This is a genomic window from Nostoc sp. UHCC 0302 (assembly GCF_038096175.1).
Lineage (GTDB): Bacteria > Cyanobacteriota > Cyanobacteriia > Cyanobacteriales > Nostocaceae > UHCC-0302.
In genome coordinates, this window is record NZ_CP151099.1 from 3790477 (window position 1) to 3810644 (window position 20168).

20 protein-coding genes are annotated in these 20168 nt (G+C 42.0%); 6 read left to right on the plus strand and 14 right to left on the minus strand.

What is annotated here, in order from left to right; translation table 11 throughout:
* Window positions 1–157 precede the first annotated feature (157 nt).
* Window positions 158–1396: a hypothetical protein gene (locus WKK05_RS16435; RefSeq protein ID WP_341530670.1), complete on the minus strand. Its 1239-nt coding sequence runs from the start codon at window positions 1394–1396 to the stop codon at window positions 158–160.
* A gap of 504 nt (window positions 1397–1900) precedes the next feature.
* Between WKK05_RS16435 and WKK05_RS16440 the strand changes: the two genes are divergently transcribed.
* Window positions 1901–2521 (plus strand): CP12 domain-containing protein, encoded by a 621-nt coding sequence (locus WKK05_RS16440; RefSeq protein WP_341530671.1) that lies wholly within the window; start codon window positions 1901–1903, stop codon window positions 2519–2521.
* 235 nt (window positions 2522–2756) lie between these two features.
* On the opposite strand, the gene WKK05_RS16445 is transcribed toward WKK05_RS16440, so the two are convergent.
* From WKK05_RS16445 to typA, 10 genes are all read right to left on the minus strand, one after another.
* On the minus strand, window positions 2757–3932 hold the full coding sequence (locus tag WKK05_RS16445) for an LptF/LptG family permease (protein WP_341530672.1): 1176 nt from the start codon (window positions 3930–3932) through the stop codon (window positions 2757–2759).
* A gap of 176 nt (window positions 3933–4108) precedes the next feature.
* Entirely contained in the window at window positions 4109–4837 is a 729-nt protein-coding gene (gene lptB / locus WKK05_RS16450; protein ID WP_341531099.1) for an LPS export ABC transporter ATP-binding protein, read from the minus strand.
* Between the two features lie 30 nt (window positions 4838–4867).
* A complete protein-coding gene (locus tag WKK05_RS16455; protein ID WP_341531100.1) occupies window positions 4868–5407 on the minus strand; it encodes an LptA/OstA family protein in 540 nt (179 codons plus the stop codon).
* Window positions 5408–6056: 649 nt separating this feature from the next.
* Window positions 6057–6449 carry a DUF309 domain-containing protein gene (locus tag WKK05_RS16460; RefSeq protein ID WP_341530673.1) on the minus strand — a complete coding sequence of 131 codons (393 nt, stop codon included), beginning with the start codon at window positions 6447–6449 and terminating at the stop codon, window positions 6057–6059.
* The gene (locus WKK05_RS16465; RefSeq protein ID WP_341530674.1) at window positions 6446–6811 is read right to left on the minus strand and encodes a ferredoxin thioredoxin reductase catalytic beta subunit; all 366 of its coding nucleotides are present in this window, start codon (window positions 6809–6811) and stop codon (window positions 6446–6448) included. Before WKK05_RS16465 ends, WKK05_RS16460 begins: the two co-directional genes overlap by 4 nt.
* A 224-nt stretch (window positions 6812–7035) precedes the next feature.
* Complete coding sequence (locus tag WKK05_RS16470; RefSeq protein WP_341530675.1) at window positions 7036–8193, minus strand: DUF58 domain-containing protein; 1158 nt, start codon at window positions 8191–8193, stop codon at window positions 7036–7038.
* Window positions 8194–8422: 229 nt separating this feature from the next.
* The gene (locus WKK05_RS16475) at window positions 8423–8665 is read right to left on the minus strand and encodes a YgiT-type zinc finger protein (RefSeq protein WP_341530676.1); all 243 of its coding nucleotides are present in this window, start codon (window positions 8663–8665) and stop codon (window positions 8423–8425) included.
* A gap of 4 nt (window positions 8666–8669) precedes the next feature.
* On the minus strand, window positions 8670–8966 hold the full coding sequence (locus WKK05_RS16480; protein WP_341530677.1) for a DUF4258 domain-containing protein: 297 nt from the start codon (window positions 8964–8966) through the stop codon (window positions 8670–8672).
* 160 nt (window positions 8967–9126) lie between these two features.
* A complete protein-coding gene (locus WKK05_RS16485; protein WP_341530678.1) occupies window positions 9127–10251 on the minus strand; it encodes an AAA family ATPase in 1125 nt (374 codons plus the stop codon).
* Window positions 10252–10393: 142 nt separating this feature from the next.
* Entirely contained in the window at window positions 10394–12184 is a 1791-nt protein-coding gene (gene typA / locus WKK05_RS16490) for a translational GTPase TypA (RefSeq protein WP_341530679.1), read from the minus strand.
* A 475-nt stretch (window positions 12185–12659) separates the two neighbouring features.
* On the opposite strand from typA, the gene WKK05_RS16495 reads away from it, so the two are divergent.
* Window positions 12660–13247: a type II toxin-antitoxin system antitoxin SocA domain-containing protein gene (locus WKK05_RS16495; protein WP_341530680.1), complete on the plus strand. Its 588-nt coding sequence runs from the start codon at window positions 12660–12662 to the stop codon at window positions 13245–13247.
* On the plus strand, window positions 13219–13596 hold the full coding sequence (locus WKK05_RS16500; RefSeq protein WP_341530681.1) for a hypothetical protein: 378 nt from the start codon (window positions 13219–13221) through the stop codon (window positions 13594–13596). Before WKK05_RS16495 ends, WKK05_RS16500 begins: the two co-directional genes overlap by 29 nt.
* A 134-nt stretch (window positions 13597–13730) precedes the next feature.
* Here the strand turns inward: WKK05_RS16500 and WKK05_RS16505 are convergent, their stop codons facing one another.
* Both WKK05_RS16505 and WKK05_RS16510 read right to left on the minus strand, forming a co-directional pair.
* Window positions 13731–14300: a Uma2 family endonuclease gene (locus WKK05_RS16505; RefSeq protein ID WP_341530682.1), complete on the minus strand. Its 570-nt coding sequence runs from the start codon at window positions 14298–14300 to the stop codon at window positions 13731–13733.
* Between the two features lie 68 nt (window positions 14301–14368).
* Complete coding sequence (locus WKK05_RS16510) at window positions 14369–14944, minus strand: Uma2 family endonuclease (protein WP_341530683.1); 576 nt, start codon at window positions 14942–14944, stop codon at window positions 14369–14371.
* A 159-nt stretch (window positions 14945–15103) separates the two neighbouring features.
* Between WKK05_RS16510 and WKK05_RS16515 the strand changes: the two genes are divergently transcribed.
* The gene (locus tag WKK05_RS16515; protein ID WP_341531101.1) at window positions 15104–15676 is read left to right on the plus strand and encodes an HD domain-containing protein; all 573 of its coding nucleotides are present in this window, start codon (window positions 15104–15106) and stop codon (window positions 15674–15676) included.
* A 76-nt stretch (window positions 15677–15752) separates the two neighbouring features.
* Here WKK05_RS16515 and WKK05_RS16520 read toward each other — a convergent pair whose 3' ends face one another.
* The gene (locus WKK05_RS16520; protein WP_341530684.1) at window positions 15753–16769 is read right to left on the minus strand and encodes a ribose-phosphate pyrophosphokinase; all 1017 of its coding nucleotides are present in this window, start codon (window positions 16767–16769) and stop codon (window positions 15753–15755) included.
* Window positions 16770–17604: 835 nt separating this feature from the next.
* Between WKK05_RS16520 and WKK05_RS16525 the strand changes: the two genes are divergently transcribed.
* Both WKK05_RS16525 and bioD read left to right on the plus strand, forming a co-directional pair.
* Window positions 17605–19335 (plus strand): serine/threonine-protein kinase, encoded by a 1731-nt coding sequence (locus tag WKK05_RS16525; RefSeq protein ID WP_341530685.1) that lies wholly within the window; start codon window positions 17605–17607, stop codon window positions 19333–19335.
* A gap of 97 nt (window positions 19336–19432) precedes the next feature.
* Window positions 19433–20119, plus strand: a complete 687-nt coding sequence (gene bioD / locus WKK05_RS16530) for a dethiobiotin synthase (protein WP_341530686.1) — start codon at window positions 19433–19435, stop codon at window positions 20117–20119.
* Window positions 20120–20168: the final 49 nt, after the last annotated feature.

Sequence of the window (20168 nt, forward strand, 5' to 3'; positions counted from 1 at the left end):
AGATGTACATTCTTGATATCGCTCAGTTTTGGAAGACTGTCTGATAGTGTTCCAGATTAATTTATCTTAATTATTGGTGTAACAGCATTTTGTATTGTATGAGAAAGGTTTAGGGAATACGATCGCCCCAATTTATTTTCTAATCAAATATTTATAATTACCTCCGTCCCCCACTACCTATATACTGCTTTACACGATCTGATAAATTAGATTGCGGCAGTTGCGAGGGCTGCTGCAAGTTTGAATTGCCATAATTACTATACCCACCCTGAGTTGTGGGATTGACAAGATTTTGGCTCGGAATCTGACTAGAGTAAGGTGCAATGTTGTTCGTTATACCTTGAGCCGGAATTGGACTAGAGTACGGTGCAATATTATTCGGTACAGCTTGAACCGGAATCTGACTAGAGTAAGGTGCAATGTTATTCGTTATACCTTGACTTGGAATTTGAGTAGAGTATGGTGCAATATTATTCGGTGCAGCCGAGGTGACTGGAGGTGTCACGGGTGTGGCTGGCGCTAAGTTAGGGAAGGACTGAGGCTGACTGCCGTTAAAATTGCTGTAGGGATTTTGCTGTAAATTGGTTCCCGGCTGCGTGTAGCCTGCGCCAGTGATAGGTACAAGAGTCTGGCTTGGTAAGCTATTAAGGGGTGGCGTTAGCGTTGCTCCTCGGTCAGGAAATTGCCCCAAGGTATTTGTCTGAGTTGGAGTAATACCATTGGAGTTAGACAAGTTCTGGTTTGTAGTTCGGTTAAGTTCTGCTTGCAAAGGGCTAACAAAAACAGGATTTTGATTATTCTTGGTTTGATTAGTAAATCCAATTCCCAAACTAGAAGAGCTTTGTAATGCTCCTGTTTGCTCAGATGTCGCAGTTAAAGAATTTGTGTCTAAAAATTGGTTTTTACTATTAACTGTTCCACCGCGCAGTAAATTTTCTGCTTGAACAACAAAGGGATTTGTCAGGTTTGGTGGAGGTGCGTTGTTAACCACACCTAAGCCCGAATTTGATTTGGCGTCATCAGCAGCAGCTTTCTGTTTTTTAATTACATCGTCTAATAAGCTATTGCTGTTTTTTCCCGTAGTCTTGTCTTTGGGTGTATTGGTCGTTACCGGAAGAGTTGCTTGGTTAAAGTCATTAAACAAGACTGGCAAGTTATCTATGTCTGCTGCAATTGCTCGATCTTCTGCTGACAGGGATGAATCAGCAGGCTTTTGCGAAGTTACTTGGTTGTTTTGCTTACGAGTAAAAACATCTGGATTTGCCCAGTATTCCCAAGTTACTAGCCCTACGACAGATAAAACAATTGCTGTTCCCCAAAAACCAGGTCGCCCTAAATTCCATAACCTGGCTTTGAGATAGCGTAAGTATGCGGGAGGATAATGGCGGCTTGGCATGGGTTAAGTAATTGAAATTTACTTGAAATAGCTAAAAGTTGACGAAATTTGAAAGCAAAGGCGACTTTGGCTTTTGCTTTGTTTAACAAGAAATATCTCACCCAACGCTGGATGATGATTTCATCGTAGCTTTGAAATAACTTATTAGTCATTAGTAATACACGTATAGTAGTCAAAAATTTACTTTCTGTACGTGGCTTATTTAATAAGGCTATTTATAGAAATTTATGACAATTCATGCTCATTTTTTGAGCGTTGGTCACTTTGGATATCATCGGAAGTTGAAGGCTGCTCTAATTTTATTGTTGTAGGTGGGCAACAGTTCAACATTTTCGCTCTCTATTTATTAAAGTGTACGCTGTAATGCCTCGATACCCTGTCAGGACGCTGCACAATGTCTGACGCTAGCTACACCCTAAATTCTGAGCAGAGTCAGCCTCTCTACAAGGCGCTCCGCGAATACAAGATACTTCTCTGGATAATATTCACCAGGAGACTACAGCAATGATGAAAGCTGAAGATATCATGACGAAGAACGTAGTTACCATTCGTGGTTCGGCGACTGTTGCTGAAGCGGTGGGGCTGATGAAAGAAAAAGGATTGCGATCGCTAGTTGTGGATCGTCGCCATGACAATGATGCTTATGGCATTGTTACAGAAACGGATATTGTCTACAAGGTAATAGCTTACGGTAAAGATCCTAAAGAAGTGCGGGTTTACGAAATTATGAGCAAGCCCTGCATTGTGGTAAATCCTGATTTGGGTGTGGAATATGTAGCACGTTTATTTGCTAATACTGGTATTCACAGAGCGCCTGTGATTCAAAGCAAGTTGTTGGGCATTATCTCGATTACCGACATTTTGACTAAGAGCGACTTTGTGGAAACACCAAAAGCGTTGGTACTCGAAGAGAGAATTGAAAAGGCGATTGAAGAGGCTCGTGCTATTTGTACCGAACAAGGTGCTTATTCTAAAGCTTGTGCCGCTGCTTGGGACGAGGTAGAAGAGCTTCAAGCAGAAGCTGCTCATCAGAAAGCTGAGGGCATGATATCAGCGAAAGTATCTTTTGAAGAATATTGTAGGGATAATCCGCACGCACCGGAATGTCGAAATTATCATCCTTGATATTTCTTGAGGCGTGGGGATAGGGGAAAGGGGAGCAGGGGAGCATACTTCTCTACGAGAGGCTGCGCCCTAAGCGTAGCTATGCCGCAGGCTTTACGACTGCGCTCAGTAACCGGGCGGCAGGGGGACAAGGAGGACAAATATAACTCCTAACTCCTGTAGAGACGCGTAGACGCTCGAAGAGCGGCTTTTCGTAAGAGTATAATCGCGTCTCTACTCCCTCATTTGAGATGTTCTATCGTTTAGCAACCCGCATCAATAGAAATAAACCTATTCCCAAAAAAAGAAAATTGGGTAACCAAGCCCCCATAAAGGGAGAAAGGACACCTGCTTGTCCAAGCGCACCACTCATAAAGAAAATTAAGTAGTACGAAAAAATTACTATGACGCTAATAGCAAAACTTGTGCCTCGCCCAGTGCGTTGAGGTATGCTTCCCATAGCTGCGCCTACCAAGCCAAAAACCACACAGACAAATGGCAAGGCGAATTTTTGGTGAATCCGAACTTCTAGTTTGCGAATTTTTTGCCGATCGCCACCTAGACGTTCTACCTCCAGTTGATCTAGTGCTTCGGAAATATTCATCTCACCATAGTCCCGGCTTTTTTCTGCCAGGATTAATGGGGTGCGGGGTAGTTTCAGTTGTTGCTGTTCAAACCTGACGATGTTGCGATAAGAGCGATCAGCAGCTACAAAATAGATGGTTCCGTTGTAAAAATCCCAAACATTTTGAGAGCCATTCCACTGGGCGGATTCTGACACAATAATTTGATTAAGACCTTTTTCGGAACGATCTATAATCGTTAAACCTTTCATCCGCTTACCATCAAACTGATCAGCATAAAACAAGCGTGTTAGTATCCTGGTCTTAGTACCATCAGGCTGTGTATCATTCTGGTACTCTGGATAGAAAATGTTTTGCTGTTTAAAAGTTGGCTTATCTGATCTCAGAGCTGTGTCTAAGATATTCGCCGCTTGGTAATTTGCTGCTGGTGCTATCTGCTCGTTAAACACAAATGTTAAGCCTGTAACCACAAGGCTCATCATCACCGCAGTTAAAACCATGCGATAAACACTCACCCCACAGCCACGCAGGGCAATTAGTTCACTCTCGCTAGAAAGACGACTATAAGTCATCAAAGTAGCGAGTAAAGTTGACATAGGAAAGGCCAAAACGATGAAATATGGCAGCTTTAATATGAAAACTTGAACAGCAATGTCTATGGGTAGCCCCGATTCTACTATTTTCCGTATTAGCTCAAAGACAGAATCAATTGTGACACCAATTGATGAGAAAGCTCCAACACCAAAGAAAAACGTTGGTAGTAATTCGCTTGCAAGATACCGATCCATGATGGTAAAAGGTAGCAGCGATTTGAGGCTGTAGAATGATGGGAGCTTCTTTGATACCATAAGCAACTTTAAAAGTTAAATATCGGCGAACCAGATAAAGCAATGCATTTCCACTTTATTTAACATCAGAATTCAATTCTCAGTAGCTGAGAAATTGAAGTCTAATTACAGACTAATCATTAATAAATAACGAAAAATGCCTTTTTATCTTTAGTTATTTATTAACAATTATAAATTTATACGTGGAAATTATCGCCTAAATAGTACTGTCTAACCAGCGGATTATTATAGAGTTCTTCCGCAGTTCCAAAAGCGAGAATTTGGCCTTCACGCATGATATAAGCACGATCAGTGATGGCGAGAGTTTCGCGAACGTTGTGATCTGTGATTAAGATACCCATGCCGCGATCGCGCAGTTGTGCAACAATATGCTGAATTTCTGAGACTGCGATCGGATCAACCCCAGCAAATGGTTCATCCAAAAATAAAAATTTCGGGCCTTCTTGTCCAGATGCTAACGCCCTTGCTAATTCCGTTCGCCGACGCTCACCACCTGAAAGTTGAATGCCTTTGCTGTTAGCTAATACTTCCAACCGAAACTCCCGCAGTAAAATTTTGAGTCTCCTTGACCACTCCCATCGTGGCACATTAGTTTGCTCGAATACTAAAAGAATATTATCTTGTACGGAGAGTTGGCGAAATATACTTGCTTCTTGTGCTAAATAGCCAATACCTAGCCGCGCCCTTTTGTGCATTGGCAATCCAGTAATATCGAGACTATCCAGCCACACTTTTCCTTGATTGGGTTTTTCTAAGCCTGTGGCAATGTAAAAGGTTGTGGTTTTACCTGCTCCATTTGGCCCTAGTAAACCAACAACCTCACCTTGAGCAACAGAGAGGTTGACGCGATTAACAATTACCCGCTTACCGTAAGATTTGTGAATATTCTCTAAAACAATTTTCACGCTAGACACACCCGTTCTTTGTGGTCGATGCTAATTAGAACGTCTGAAAGTTGGTGTCGCTGGGGCTGGGGCTGGGGCAGACGTACCAGCTTGGTTAGCATCATTAGCTTCCTGCACCATATATATAGACTCTACCTGACGGTTGGATTGGGGTAAGGCAACAAATCGCCCTTCATCAATTAGATAAGTTACTTTTTCTGCTCGGATACTGTTACCACCCTGTTGCAAAATGTAGACGTTGCCACTGAAATCAATCCGGCGTTCTTTACTAAAATACTGTGCTTGGGCAGATGTTGCCTGAATCTGGCGAGATGGGTACACCATTTGCACATTACCACGAGCGGTGATTACTTGGGTTTTAGCGTCGTATTCTTGCACATCAGAGCGGATGGTAAGGGGGCGATTCGCTACTGGTGTTTGTTGTGCCGTAGCGGTTTGCAGTTGCATAGGAAATGCATTCTTGTGTAGCGGGTTGTCTATGGACATCCCGCCGAAGAGTGCAGCAGGTAGCATCAAGGCGAATCCAAAGCGACGCATTTTAAATCTGGGCAATTTATAGCAAGGCATGATAGTAATTTGCGATTTAGAATTTTGACTTGTATTCCAATTTATCTCAAGTATTTTATCCAGATATAGAATTATGCCATCTGGACTAATTTTTGGATAACTACTAGGCGAGACTCTTGACGCTTTTGCAAACTGCAAGGTTTCGCCAGTCACTACTGAAGCTTAAAAAGCTTTTAATAGTAGCTGTAACACAATATAAACATGAGAATATCTTTACTACACGATTATCTACTGCCAAAGCCTACAGATTAAATGCAGTACATCTGAATATTTTTTGTATTAAAAGAAACTTGGAGCTGGAGGGGCTATTGGTTTTTGATTGTGTTTCAGCCTCACTGCCAAATTTGCTTGTAGTTAGAGCTACCCTACAGTAACGCTTCTCCACGCTCGCGCAGCGTCCCGCAGGGAGAGGCTACGTCAATGCGAACAGCCCTGATTTGACGCAACTTGAAATTCATTAGCTCACAGCAATTAATGAATTAAAAACTGAGCAGAGAGTAGAGAAAGAGGGCATAGGAGCGGAGTTCTGGGGTGGATGAACGAGTATCAAACATTGATTGTTACATTCCAAAATCTATCTTTCTTGCCCCTCTGCTCCCTCCGCACCCCTACGGACAAGCAAGCTACGCTTTGGTCTCCTTTATCAGACTTTCTAATTTTTAATTAGCAAAATACTGGGCAAGGGGAAAGCTTCCACCTCGCCCAAGTCACCAGCAGCAATTTTCTCTGGCCCTATTTGTTGTAATGTCTTTAACAATTCTGCACTCTCATTTAATAACTGATCGACATCTATGCCGCCGTAAATAGATGGGTAACGTTGCAGGCGATTGCTGCCCTCTCCCAGCAAAATTACTGCTCCTCGCCAATTGCGATTACCCAGATGATATAGTGCTACGGCAATTTGCAGAATGCCTTGATAAAAGGTTTTTTCTGGTTCGCTTGCTTCAATCCACAGAGCCTCTAAAGTGTCATGACAGGCGTAGAACTGCCCAGAATTGAACAGTTCTACACCTTGCCAAAACTCATCGGGCATGGTTTCACTCATGCCATACTGTCTCGTACTTCTTTAATTGTTTCTAGAGTGATTTCTTGTTTGTCGCCTGCAAACTCGTTATCAGGGGTGAGGAATAACATACAGTGGCACTCTTTGCGTTCTCTCATTGGTACACAAGGACAGTTCCAATATGTAGCGTGAACCTCAGCTTCTTTATCTTCATAGTGGCGACAGGGACACAAAGGCGCACCTAGTTCGTCTTTGTGTTTAGCTAGTCCTTCAATCACGACTGCCGTAACAGAAGGTTCAGAACAGAAGTATGTTCCAGTACGCTTGGCGTATTGTTCGGAAAAATGCCGCATTGCCTCTAGGCTTCTATCGCTGGATTTTGTGTTAATTTCTGATGAGATCATTGGGATTGGGCGCTCATAATTTAAATATTTCTTTGCATTGTACCTCAGCCTTACTCAAGGATTACTGGGGGGATTTCCCCAACCTTGCCTGTTTAAATTTACTTTCCTTTACCCAAAAGCTTATATTCATAGTCTGCGGGGATCAAATAAAATTTAGTAGATGACAAAAACTTAACTTGTGAGCATGAATTAGTTTTTGAAATAGATAAGATTTAGATTAATCATTAACGTAATGTTTTTTGCAGCTGGGGTTGCAGTGCCTGCTCACTTTGCACGATGATCCCAGGGTAATCCCAATTGATTACCCCTTGTTCATCTGGTGAAGAATTATTTTGCCACAAAACCCAACGACTGCCTTGAGGCAGAGAAGAGATGCTTTGTTGGTTTTGAGTCAGCCAAATCAAGGGGTAGTTTTCAGGAAGTTTTGTGCTGGTATCTTCTAAAGGAGTGGTTGCAGCTAGGGTTTCTAAAATAACGGAATCGCCTTTAGCTAAACCTGTAAATGCTGTCCATAATTGCACTTGCATCTGCTGGCGTTGTGCGTAAAAATACAACGAGGCAGCAGCAATTACTGCTTGCTCAAAGTTCTCTTCTTGCCAATTAGCGGCACTGTCAAGGGCGATTATGATCTCTTGTCCACCTGTAACTATTTCTAATTCCCGCACTCGTAACTCTCCATAACGGGCGCTGGTACGCCAGTGGATTAGACGAGTAGGATCTCCTATACGATAGGGACGCAGCGATCGCACTAGCCCTGTTGTTGCTGTCTGCAAGGGTTTGCCACGGGGGTCGCCTCTTTTGCTCTCTTCTTGCCCCATTTCATCGACTAAGGGGCAGGTAGCAAGGGGTAACACGGTAGGATAAACAATTGCTGTTGCTGCACAGTCACGCTGACGGCTACACCAAAACAATCCCAAGGGCGCACCAGTTGCTAGTTCGACTGTATGCCAACGATAAACTCCCCGGCGCTGGGTGGGTTGGTAATATACCCAACGATAACTGCCTTGACTCTTTATTGTTTCAATTGCCCTGTGTACTGGTTTACCTAAGACAAAAGGCAGTATATCCTCAACTTGTAGCAAACTTACAGGCTGCTTTGTCTGATTGCAGATTTCTAATTCTACAGTCAGTTCGTCTCCTGCTGACACAGGCTGGATAGGATGGCGATGGACAGTTAGACCAATGAGCGATCGCGGTGGTAAGACAGCCGCTACACCTAAAAGGGCAAGACTAACGCCGCTAATAGCGTAAAGCCAGCCTGCCATCGTATTAATAGCAGCCCCAAAAAAACAAATAGCAATTATTGCTAGTACATAACCGCTGTATGTAGGAGTACAAGCGCGGGTTTCTAGCCAGTTGGTGATGGGTTTAATGATTTTCATAGTTTCCTTTTTAACCCAACATCACCGGAAATTCACAGTATTCCTAAGTTTTGCTAAAGACAAGCGTATCAAAAGGGTGCAATGCGATCACATTTGTCTCGTGTCCTGATGGAATTAATAGGCGATCATACTATAAATTTGTGCTGCAAATTAGCGATCGCTTCCTACTGCTAACCTTTTAACTATATCTTTACTGACAACTTGACGAGTTAACGTTACGCAACGTTGATTATGCTGATTCTAGATGAGTAACCGGAATTAGTTCGGTTCTTTCAGGGAGTTTCGCTCCAGTTGCAACAGCATGAACCGCATGAAGAATATCAGCTGAGTAGTACCGATTGCCGCACGTATCACAAACACCGATTGTTACATCTTCAAGGATGACAAATCCATCTTTATGTTTAAATGCCTCCCGCTTGACAGTTCGGGGTTGAACGGTTCCTTCGCAATACTCACATCTATATCCATACATACGGCTAGCCCTCAAGCTTAGTGACTTCATAAACAGTGATAATCAGATAACGTCCAGTGCTTGCGAAACGCCCAACAATCCCAACAGGCGTTTGTTGATCTAATGCAGTTCCTACTACTATATATTTTGTTCCTCTTGGGTCATCTTTTTCAACTCGAATGACTTGACCTTTCAGAACCGCCTCTTCCACATCTAAAATCGTCAGCATATCCTCAGCCATTTCTTCCATTGCATGGGCTGACATATCATATTGGCGGAGTCTAATCTTTTCTCTGATACGGTCGATATCACTCCGAGGCACTTGTTTGTTCAGGTAATATTTTACTAATGATACCAAGTCTTAAGACTACACCTTGTGATGCTCAACAGTTGCTATTCAGGAATTTGAGTAATCACTTTTCAAATTGAGTGCCATGTATAAGAAAATATGCTTCCACTAAGGTCTAGATACTCTGACATTCTCAAAGAAGATACTGCGCCAGTTGCTCATGAGTGGGAACATCAGCAGGTTGAAAGGTTTTGAGGTCTATTTTTGATGGTTGGGCTAATGCTGCTAAACGGTTACATTGAATAGCAATACAACGATCAAAGATATTTCTCACAAATCTACCATTTCCAAGTTCTCCTATTTGATGTTCAAATTGATTAACTAAGAGACGCACTCCTTCCAAAGTCTTCTCTGAGAACAGATAGCCGTGCTGTTCACACCTGACTTTAAAAATCTCGGTTAACTCGGACGGACAATAGTCTTCAAAATGAATCGACCTTGCAAATCTGGACTTTAGACCAGGATTAGATTCAATAAATCGAGACATTTCCCCTTTATATCCTGCAACAATAACTACCAGATCATCTCTGTGGTCTTCCATCATTTTTAAAAGAGTATTGATTGCCTCTTGTCCGTACATATCGCCGCGTCCGTCTGGAACAAGGGAGTAAGCCTCATCAATAAAAAGTACACCACCAAGAGCAGATTCAACTACTTTTGCTGTTTTGGGTGCTGTTTGTCCCAAGTATTCTGCAACTAAATTAGTCCGGTCCACTTCAAGAAAATGGCCTTTTGATAGAACACCAAGATTTTTGTATATCTCGCCTAAAATCCTAGCTACTGTGGTTTTGCCTGTTCCGGGATTTCCTGTGAATACGAGGTGTCTAGTGATTGAAGGAGCTTTTATACCTGCTTGAGCTTGCATCTGGGCTACTTTTGCAATATTTACCAACTCTTGAACGGTAGATTTGACAGCACTTAGTCCAGTTAATGAATGAAGTTGATCTAAACATAGCTGAAGCTCATTAGTGACTACTTCAGGTTGATTAGCATTAATGTGAGGTTGCTTCTGAACCTCTTTATAGACTTCTGCTGCCCATTCGTTGCCTATTTGTTTAATGTGAGAACCTAATAGGTTACGAGCTGTTTTTATTGCATTTTCTTTAGTAGGAGCTTCAGCAAAAAACAAGCAATCAATCTCTAATTGCTTTTCAGGCTTTTCTAGAAAATTATAAGCATCATCAATGGTACTCCAAGCAGCCCATAACCAAGAATTACCTGAAGCACAGATACTAAAGACTGTAGAATCCCACGACATATATATACACCAGACAGTGAACACAATGAATTACACAGTGTTATGTTACCCACTCAGGTATTAAGATATTCATTTTTTTATTACTACAAAATAAAAAGCCCGCATGAGCGGACTTTCTAAATCAATTAAGTTATTCCTTTACTTAGCGTTTCGCTAACTTCTTCGACATCTTACGCAGACGAATAGATTTAGGTGTAACTTCCACCAACTCATCTGGGCCGATATATTCCAAAGCACGCTCTAGGCTCATGTCTATTGGTGCTTGCAGTTGCACGAGTTCATCGCCACCAGCGGCGCGGTGGTTGGTTAACTGCTTAGTCTTACAAACGTTCAGTTCCAAGTCTTGAGGACGATTGTGTTCTCCCACAATCATGCCTCTGTAAACCTTAGTCCCAGGAGTAATAAAGAATGCTCCTCTATCTTCAGCGTTTTTCATGGCGTAGAAGGTAGAAACACCTTCTTCAAAGGAGATCAGAACACCTTTATTACGGGCTTCAATATCACCACTAAGTTGACGGTAATCTAAGAAGCTGTGATTCATGATGCCTTCACCACGAGTCATCCGCATGAATTCACCCCGGAAACCAATCAAGCCACGGGCGGGAATCACAAACTCTAGCTGAGTGCGATCGCCATTACCTGGTTGCATATCTTGCATTTCGCCTTTACGTTGTCCCAGGCGTTCAATACAGCTACCCACTGCATCAGCAGGAATATCTAACACCAGGAGTTCGTAAGGTTCGCAAGGTTGACCGTTGACTTCGCGGTAAATTACTTGTGGCTGAGATACTTGAAATTCGAAACCTTCCCGGCGCATGGTTTCGATTAGGATACCCAAGTGGAGTTCTCCACGACCCGAAACTAGAAATTTATCGGGAGAATCGGTTTCTTCGACACGCAAAGCAACGTTGGTTTCTAGTTCGCGGAATAAGCGATCGCGCACTTGCCGTGATGTCACCAACTTGCCTTCTTGACCAGCAAAGGGCGAATCGTTCACCCAGAAGGTCATTTGCAAGGTTGGTTCATCTACTTTAATTAGTGGCAAAGCTTGCGGTTCATTTGGATCAGTAATTGTTTCCCCAATGTAAGCATCAGCGAAGCCAGCCACCGCGACAATATAACCTGCGCTGGCTTCTTCCATCTCCACACGCTTCAGCCCTTCAAAGCCCATCAGCTTAGAGATTTTGGACTTGACAATTGTGCCATTTTCTGTTATCAATGCCGCTTGCTGTCCAGCACGGATAGTGCCGTTGTGAATTCTGCCAATGACAATCCGTCCCAGGTATTCAGAATAATCTAGGGTTGTGACTTGCAATTGCAGAGGCTTGTTGACGTCGCCTACTGGTGGTGGAACGTGTTGCAGAATCGCATTAAATAAAGGTTGCATATCTACCGATTCTGCTTCCATGCTTTCTTTGGCATAACCTCCCATACCGGAGGCGAACAGATAGGTAAAATCGCATTGGTCTTCATCTGCTCCTAATTCTAAGAACAGATCCAAAACTTTATCAACAGCAACGTGGGGGTCAGCTTGGCCACGGTCGATTTTATTAACAACAACAATAGGGCGCAACCCTTTTTCCAAAGCTTTTTTCAGCACAAAGCGTGTTTGGGGCATGGGGCCTTCGTTGGCATCGACAATCAGAAGACATCCGTCAACCATGCCAAGTACCCGTTCAACTTCGCCACCAAAGTCAGCGTGTCCAGGAGTATCGACAATATTAATGAGCGTGTCTTTGTAGCGAACCGCTGTATTTTTGGACAGGATAGTAATACCCCGTTCACGTTCTAGAGCGTTGGAGTCCATGACGCAATCCGGAACGTCTTCACCTTCTCGGAAAATGCCGGACTGTCTGAGGAGTGCATCAACCAGGGTGGTCTTGCCGTGGTCAACGTGGGCAATAATGGCGACGTTACGAATTGGGAGCGTCATAGAGGCTTTTGGTGAACTCTTGAGGGGTTTGTTAGATTTACATTTGTATGCGAGGCTGTTTTAACAGAATTGGGGATGATTAGCAAACTCTGTAAAGAACCTTTAATAATTCTAGCGTAATCGTCACAATTCCAGAGAGTTTTTATTAATGCTGCTGAGGTAAGAAATTAAACTAGCTGGGAACTGTTATCGATTGCAAGGTATTAATTATGTACAATCAGAGATTTTGGGGCTGCTGTGAAACTTACAGTATTGCAACAGACATTAATACACAACCCACAAATGACTGGTAAATGCAGGTAGAGAGACTAGCGAAAAAGTATTAATTCGTTAAGCTTTGATGTCGTGAACTACTAGATTTATATTTTTATAGTATATGTGTACTATATTAGTAAATTTAAGCTACAATATTATTTGTAATTGACCTTTAAAAAGTTCTAGAATAGCTACTCTATTTTGATTTGCGAGTCTGAGTATGATTGATTGTCTAAATGCAGCTCGCTACTTCATCGCAAGGGCTTATGAAGATAGTATGGAAGCAGAAATGACCAATATGAAAGTTCAAAAGCTTCTGTACTATGCACAAAGCTTACATTTGGCGATGTATGATGAGCCATTGTTTGAACAAGAAATACAAGCATGGCGTTATGGCCCTGTTTGTCCTCCTGCTTACAAATTTTATAGTGAATTTGAAGCTAAACAATTACCTATTCCTAGTCAAGAATCACTATTAGAAATACCTGATGAAAAGAAACAGCTTCTAGAAGAAGTATGGGAATATTTTGGTGGTTACCATGCTTATCGACTAAGTGATATGACCCACTTGGAGTTTCCTTGGAAGAAAGCGCGTAAGGGGTTGCTACCTGAAGCTAGCTCAACTGAGCCAATTCTTCTTGAGGACTTAAAAGCACTGGGATATCAGAAACTAGACCAAATAGAGCGTGACCATCCTGCATATCAACTCGTAATGCGCGAAGTTTTAAAGGACGCTTCTACTTCGGAATCATCAACTCGTATTCACAAAGGAGAAGTGCATGAGTGGCTCAACTCCCTTCTCGATTGAAAAATCCGATAATTTTAACCGTTCTTTCAAAAAACTCGCCAAGGCTTATAGGTCAGATTTTGTTACCTGTATCGCAGAAGTTTTAGAAAATTTAATTGAAGATCAGTATCCTATTAATTCTCGTAATGAACCTTTACCTGGAAAAGTTGAATTACCTCCAGGATGGTCATTTCACAAGCTGGAGTTGAAGGTATCCAAAGGAGCTTCTGGACAAATCAGATTGATGTATTTAATTAATACAACTGATTGTGTAATCAAGCTTGTGTGGATTTATAGCCACGAGCAATTTGCAAAACGGCCCGCTGACGCAGATTTAAAGAGTATTTTTAAGGAAATTCTAGACTATTAGTATTTAAATTTTACCAAATAACAAAATTTATCTTTTGGGAAGCTGTTTCATATTTAACTTGCATAATTAATCGTATTAAACCTGATAAACCGCTTGTTTAATCATGTAAAATTCTTAAATGTGGTTAAGTTTAATTATTTAATTTTTAACCAACTAAAAATATCTGCTGCTTGTATCTGCCAATCACTTAACACATCGAGAACAGGTAATATATCAGTATCATATTTAACTTCTGGTAGCTTATTTGGTTTAAATACCATTACAGATTTATCATTAGGGTCAATAAACCAACCTAATTTAGTTCCTTGATTAATACAAAAAATAATTTTGTTAATCACACGGTTAGGAGATTGGTCTGGTGATAGGATTTCAATAGTCCAATCTGGGTAGCTGTCAAACCGATTCGCAATCTCTCCATCTTCATCAGTTGGGATGTGTGACCACTCAAACACTGCAATATCTGGAACTAAGGAACGTCCCTCAAAGGTACAGCGTAACTCGGTTAATGCTAAAGCGAGTTTCTGTGATTTACCAACCTGATTGATAGTAGATGATAATTCAGTTTGAATAATACTATGTTTTCCCTGCGGCATTGGTTTTTGGTAGATGCGTCCGTCAATGTATTCACTAGCTGGTTCGGTTTCTGGCAATTTTAGAAACTCTGCTAAGGAATGATTAGAAGATATTTTAGTTGATAGTGCCATAAACAATTACTCCTGAATTAATCTCAGCAAATGTAGGTTATTGTTTGTAATTAATTATTAGAAAAGATTTACAATAATTTAGCTAAAGCTAAGGTAAACCCAGGTACAACATCTTCACCACTCAAAATTACTGTAGCCGGGTACTGTGTAATTGAACCATCCTGGCGATATACTAAAGCTTGCTGATTTTTACTATCAATTAACCATCCCAACTTCACACCATTTGCGATATATTCTTCCATCTTGGCTTTAAGTTTTGCCAAGCTGTCATTTTTAGAACGAATTTCAATTACAAAGTCGGGTGCTAAAGGTATAAATTTGTCTTCTTGCTGATCCCAACCTTCTGGTAAGCGTCCTTTAGCAATAAAAGCAGCATCAGGCGATCGCACAGCAGTATTTGCTAATCTAAAACCAGTAGTTGGGCCGAATACTTCACCAAGATTCTGACTTTCTACCCAATTAAACAAATAAGCTCCTGCTTTTATTTCTCTATTTCCAGATATTCCACCAGTTGGAGGTATAGTTTCTAAGGTTCCATCTGCATTGCGTTCAAAGCGGAGTTCTGGGTTTTGTGAACTCATCTGCATTAATTCTTCATCAGTGACAGTGTACAAAGACTGCAATGTTACTTTTTCGCTGTTCATGATGATGCCTTAGCCAGCTTGATGGATACTTCAATTTTAAGCTCATATTCTATGGCTTCTGCCCCTTTCCCTTGACTTTTGTGACCTTTGCAGTTTGTTTTAAAATTGGCATATCCCTTTATCGGTCGAGTTCTTCTGACTCCTGATTCCTTTTATAAAATGCTCTCAGAACGCTTTACCACAGCCCTTACCTACGCTACACAACTCCACGCCAAGCAAGTCCGTAAAGGTTCAGGCGTGCCTTATATTGCTCATTTATTAGGTGTCGCCAGTATTGCTTTAGAATATGGTGCAAATGAAGATGAAGCTATAGCCGCCCTGTTACACGACGCTATCGAAGATCAAGGCGGTGCTGCAACACGAGAAGAAATTCGCCGCCGCTTTGGTGACAATGTAACAGCTATTGTGGATGGTTGTACTGACGCTGACACGACGCCTAAACCCCCTTGGCGACAGCGCAAGGAAGAATATATCGCTCATATTCCTACAGCATCCGCCTCGGTGCTACTTGTAGCATCTGCTGATAAGCTCTACAATGCCCAATCGATTCTCAAAGATTATCGCGTGTTAGGGGAATCACTCTGGCAACGCTTTCAGGGGGGCAAAGAAGGTACTCTGTGGTATTATCGTGAGCTTGTGAAGGTCTTTAAGCAGACTAAAACCACTGCGCTGGTTGCAGAATTAGAACGGGTAGTTTCAGAGTTGGAAGCATTAGTATTCCATAAAGCATGAAGGCTGAAAAGTATCATCCTTCATGCTTCATATTTATTTATAAAAGACTGTAACAATAGTTACAGTCTTTTGTTTACTAGCGGAACATACTACTTACTGAAGTATCTTCATGAATCCGCCAGATAGTTTCCCCTAGCAGATTAGCGACTGAAAGCACTACTAGTTGTGAGAAGCGATCGCTTTCTGGGATTGGAATCGTGTTTGTGACAATCACTTCCTCAAGCAGACCACTGGATAATCTTTCAATCGCTGGTGGAGAGAACACCGCATGAGTTGCACAGGCATATACTTGACGCGCTCCTTCTTCACGCAGCAATCGCGCCCCTTCCGCGATTGTTCCGCCGGTGTCGATCATGTCATCCACCAATACTGCTGTTTTGCCCTTAACATCGCCGATAACATTCAACACTTCCGCGACGTTATGCGCTTGACGACGTTTGTCAATAATTGCCAAGGGGGCATCGTCCAGCTTTTTCGCAAATGCTCTAGCCCTTGCGACACCTCCAACATCGGGGGAAACAACCACGAGGTCAGGTAGTTCTTTACTTGCTAGATAATCTAGCAATACTGGCGAACCGTAAACATGGTCAAAGGGTATATCGAAATAACCTTGAATCTGAGCCGAGTGCAGATCCATTGCTAAAACACGGTTAGCTCCGGCTTGAGTAATCAAGTTAGCAACCAACTTGGCAGTTATTGACTCTCGTCCTGCCGTTTTCCGGTCAGCGCGGGCATAGCCGTAGTAAGGAATTACTGCCGTAACCTGACGTGCAGAAGCTCGACGACAGGCGTCAACCATAATCAATAATTCCATTAAGTGATCATTGACAGGTTGACAAGATGGCTGGATTAAATAAACATCACAACCTCGGATCGATTCTTGAATTTGAACGTAAAGTTCTCCATCCGCAAATCTTTTGCGGATCATTGGCCCCAAGTCCATGCCCAGATAACGAGCAACTTCTTGAGACAGTTGTACATTGGCAGAACCAGAAAAAAGCCGCAGGCGATGATTATCAGTCAGTCCTGTTGCAGCTGGTTGCAGTTTAAAAGTTGCAGAACTCAGCACAGCAGATCCTCGATGTGCATTCATGGCAATATTATCACTAGATATTTAGCAGATTTAACAGAAAAATAGCCTAAAAAAACATCTGTAAGTTTTATTGAAGCTTTCATACAAACTTTAAACATTTCTCGATAAATTTATCATTCGCTAATTGTCTAGTCCTTCTGACAAACAAACTATTGATAGTTTAACTGAACATTAAGTCCGCCCACTTTGCTTGAGGTAAAAATCCTAGTATGTCAAAGATGGGTGTATTAGATTGCTGATTTTAGCTAACTCATTTATAACTGAAACCAACCTATTCACGGTTTAAGTGATGTTGAAGCTGGATCTTTGCTAATAGAACACTTATGACTAAGCGCCTAAGAGGTAGCTGATTATTCTATGATACTAGCGACAAATAAATAAACTGGTAGACTTAATTTTAAGTTCTAATTCATACTATAAAATCCGAGAATCCCCGTATATTCCCTAATCTTTTACGCAGATGGGTTTTAGCAAAGGACGGACGTCAATTCACAATGCTGGTTGTCAAAAGTCAAGTTCAGTAGGATTTACCATTGCTGCTAGAACTTGTTTGTTCTCAGCAAGCTGTGGCAAATCAATAAGGCAAATTTTTAGTTGTGATTGTAAGCTTACTCACAATATTCACAGATTTTCGCTGAGGTCGGAATGCAAAAATAGAGTTAAGCAAGTCTTTCAAGATTTACTTAGGATGTATTCAGACGGTATTAATGAAGCTTCCGTAGAGAGGGCTGCTGACGGTAGTTGTTTCCAACCAACGGATTTTATTTTTAGGTAATTCATCTCCAGATTGGAGATGAATTGCTTCTCAGTTGCTATTTAACTTAATCAATCTATTATGCAATCACCTATTACTGTTGGCACTGTCCTGCAAAACCGTTACCGAATAATTCAAATTCTTGGACAAGGAGGATTTGGTAGAACCTATCTTGCAGAAGACCAAAGGCGTTTTAACGAACTTTGCGCGATCAAAGAACTAATTTCAACAGCAACAGAGGCCTCCGCTTGGGAGAAGGCGCAAGAGCTTTTTGGGCGGGAAGCTGCTACTTTATATCAAATTGAACATCCGCAAGTACCTAAATTCCGAGAAAGATTTGAGCAAGACCAGCGCTTGTTTTTGGTGGTGGACTATGTTGCGGGAAAAACGTACCGAACTCTTTTGAGCGATCGCCTAGCTGTTGGTCAAACTTTTACACAAGCAGAAGTATTGCAGTTATTGCGTTCTTTGTTGCCAGTTTTAGAGCATATTCACAGCCGCGGGATTATTCACCGCGATATTTCGCCAGAAAATATTATTTTGCGAGATAGTGACGCCAAGCCAGTGTTAATTGACTTTGGAGTGGTAAAAGAACTAGCAACACGATTGCTATCTCCAGATAGCACAAGGCCAGTCACCACTGTGGGAAAATTAGGCTATTCTCCCAGTGAGCAAATGCAAACGGGACAAGCTTATCCTAGTAGTGACTTATATGCATTGGCAGTTACAGCCATAGTTTTGCTAACTGGTAAAGAACCAAGCGAACTATTTGATGAACACGAATTAACTTGGAATTGGCAAAGGTGGGCAAGAGTTAATCCGCGATTTGCTTTAGTGTTAAATCGAATGTTGAATCGTCTACCAAGCGATCGCTACCAAAATGCTCTTGATGTAGCTCAAGCTTTGCAAGCTGTAGATCAGCCTCCGATCATTACGCCGGAAGTGTCCAACTTACAAACAATCGCTGTGGGACGCAGCCCTAACTCTGTACCACCATCTACTTCGCCTAAAAGACGCGCTCCTGCTCCTGTGGTTCCACCTAGCCGTAGTAGCTCAGTTTTAGATAATCCGTTGGCCCTCGGTGCTATTGGTAGTGCTGTCGTCATTTTGGCGGGATTTGGTTCTTGGGCGCTGGTGAGTTCTATTCGCAGTCAATCAAACACACCACCAGAAGGCACAAAACCACAAACTTTCCCCTCACCAGTAATTTCTGGTGGTAGTACATTCACGTCTACACCCACACCTACCAATGATGAACCTGTTATATCTACTAGACGGCTCAATCTTGGAACATCTAACACAACCACGGCTGAAGATACTATTAAAGCTAATCAAATCATTCGGTACACATTTTTTGCAAGAGCCGGAACCAAGTTAAATACATTTTTCGACCAAGGAACTGGCGTTTTGCTAACAGTATTAGATCCTAACCAACAACCGATTGATAATAACTCTCAGCAAGTAACATCCTATGAAGGAATATTGGTGGTGACTGGTAGACACACTATTGAGTTAACTTTGAGTCCAGGAGTAGCCCAAAGCGATTATAATCTCAAAGTTGCAATAGAAAAACCTGTCGAAATAACACCTACACAGACACCAATACCAATTCCTAGAGCTACGCCCACGTCCATCCCAACTATTACAGAGACACCCGCGCCAACTCCTACAGAGATACCGATACCAGTTCCTACAGAGACACCTGCCCCAACTCCTACAGAAATACCGACACCAACTCCTACCAGCGGTGAGCTACAAACTTTCCCGCCTGCTAATGGAACTCCACCATCGCTTTTTAATCAAAGAAATTAATGTCATTGGGTATTGGGCAGTTTCAAGGAAAAAAATTCACCGTCAAGCATAAAAGTTTGGTTTTCCCTTTAATTAAGTCATAAGTTTTATAAAATTGTTGAACACATTACTGATTACTGGAACTGATACAGAGGCGGGTAAAACTGTTGTCACAACAGCTTTGGCTGCTTATTGGCAAAAATATTATCCTCAGCGCCGCTTGGGAATTATGAAACCGATTCAATCGGGAGTAGGCGATCGCGAGTGGTATCAAAAACTGTTTTCACTGGAACAATCTGCTGAGGAAATTACACCTTTGTACTTTCAAGCACCTCTAGCGCCTCCCTTAGCAGCAGCTAAGGAAAATCGGCAAGTGGATTTAGCAGTGGTTTGGCAAACTTTATCCAGGCTGCAAAAGCGATGTGATTTCCTCCTGATAGAAGCTTTGGGAGGCTTAGGTTCACCTGTAACCGCAGAATTAACGGTGGCCGATTTGGCGGGAGAATGGCGTTTACCAACAGTATTGGTAGTGCCAGTTAGATTAGGAGCGATCGCCCAAGCAGTAGCGAATGTGGCATTAGCCAGACAATCACGTATAAATCTTAAAGGGATTGTACTTAACTGCGTACAACCCCGTTCTGATGCAGAAATAGCCGATTGGACACCACCAGACTTGATTCAATCATTAACTAACACACCTGTTTTAGGCTGTCTGCCTTATCTAGACAACCCAGATGATTTAGAGAAACTAGCTCAAGTAGCGTCAAATCTAGATTTAGAAACACTGACACTTGAGAACGATTAAACTGAGAAAATAACCTAAGTTAGCTGTACTTAAACTAGCTTGTCTTTAC

Coding starts and splice junctions, on each gene's coding strand:
- WKK05_RS16525 (WP_341530685.1), top strand. CDS start 17,605: ATGCAATCACCTATTACTGTTGGCACTGTCCTGCAAAACCGTTACCGA.
- WKK05_RS16440 (WP_341530671.1), top strand. CDS start 1,901: ATGATGAAAGCTGAAGATATCATGACGAAGAACGTAGTTACCATTCGT.
- WKK05_RS16500 (WP_341530681.1), top strand. CDS start 13,219: ATGAGTGGCTCAACTCCCTTCTCGATTGAAAAATCCGATAATTTTAAC.
- WKK05_RS16470 (WP_341530675.1), bottom strand. CDS start 8,193: ATGAAAATCATTAAACCCATCACCAACTGGCTAGAAACCCGCGCTTGT.
- WKK05_RS16485 (WP_341530678.1), bottom strand. CDS start 10,251: ATGTCGTGGGATTCTACAGTCTTTAGTATCTGTGCTTCAGGTAATTCT.
- WKK05_RS16435 (WP_341530670.1), bottom strand. CDS start 1,396: ATGCCAAGCCGCCATTATCCTCCCGCATACTTACGCTATCTCAAAGCC.
- WKK05_RS16505 (WP_341530682.1), bottom strand. CDS start 14,300: ATGGCACTATCAACTAAAATATCTTCTAATCATTCCTTAGCAGAGTTT.
- WKK05_RS16495 (WP_341530680.1), top strand. CDS start 12,660: ATGATTGATTGTCTAAATGCAGCTCGCTACTTCATCGCAAGGGCTTAT.
- WKK05_RS16520 (WP_341530684.1), bottom strand. CDS start 16,769: ATGAATGCACATCGAGGATCTGCTGTGCTGAGTTCTGCAACTTTTAAA.
- WKK05_RS16465 (WP_341530674.1), bottom strand. CDS start 6,811: ATGATCTCATCAGAAATTAACACAAAATCCAGCGATAGAAGCCTAGAG.
- WKK05_RS16510 (WP_341530683.1), bottom strand. CDS start 14,944: ATGAACAGCGAAAAAGTAACATTGCAGTCTTTGTACACTGTCACTGAT.
- typA (WP_341530679.1), bottom strand. CDS start 12,184: ATGACGCTCCCAATTCGTAACGTCGCCATTATTGCCCACGTTGACCAC.
- WKK05_RS16475 (WP_341530676.1), bottom strand. CDS start 8,665: ATGTATGGATATAGATGTGAGTATTGCGAAGGAACCGTTCAACCCCGA.
- WKK05_RS16445 (WP_341530672.1), bottom strand. CDS start 3,932: ATGGTATCAAAGAAGCTCCCATCATTCTACAGCCTCAAATCGCTGCTA.
- WKK05_RS16460 (WP_341530673.1), bottom strand. CDS start 6,449: ATGAGTGAAACCATGCCCGATGAGTTTTGGCAAGGTGTAGAACTGTTC.
- WKK05_RS16515 (WP_341531101.1), top strand. CDS start 15,104: ATGCTCTCAGAACGCTTTACCACAGCCCTTACCTACGCTACACAACTC.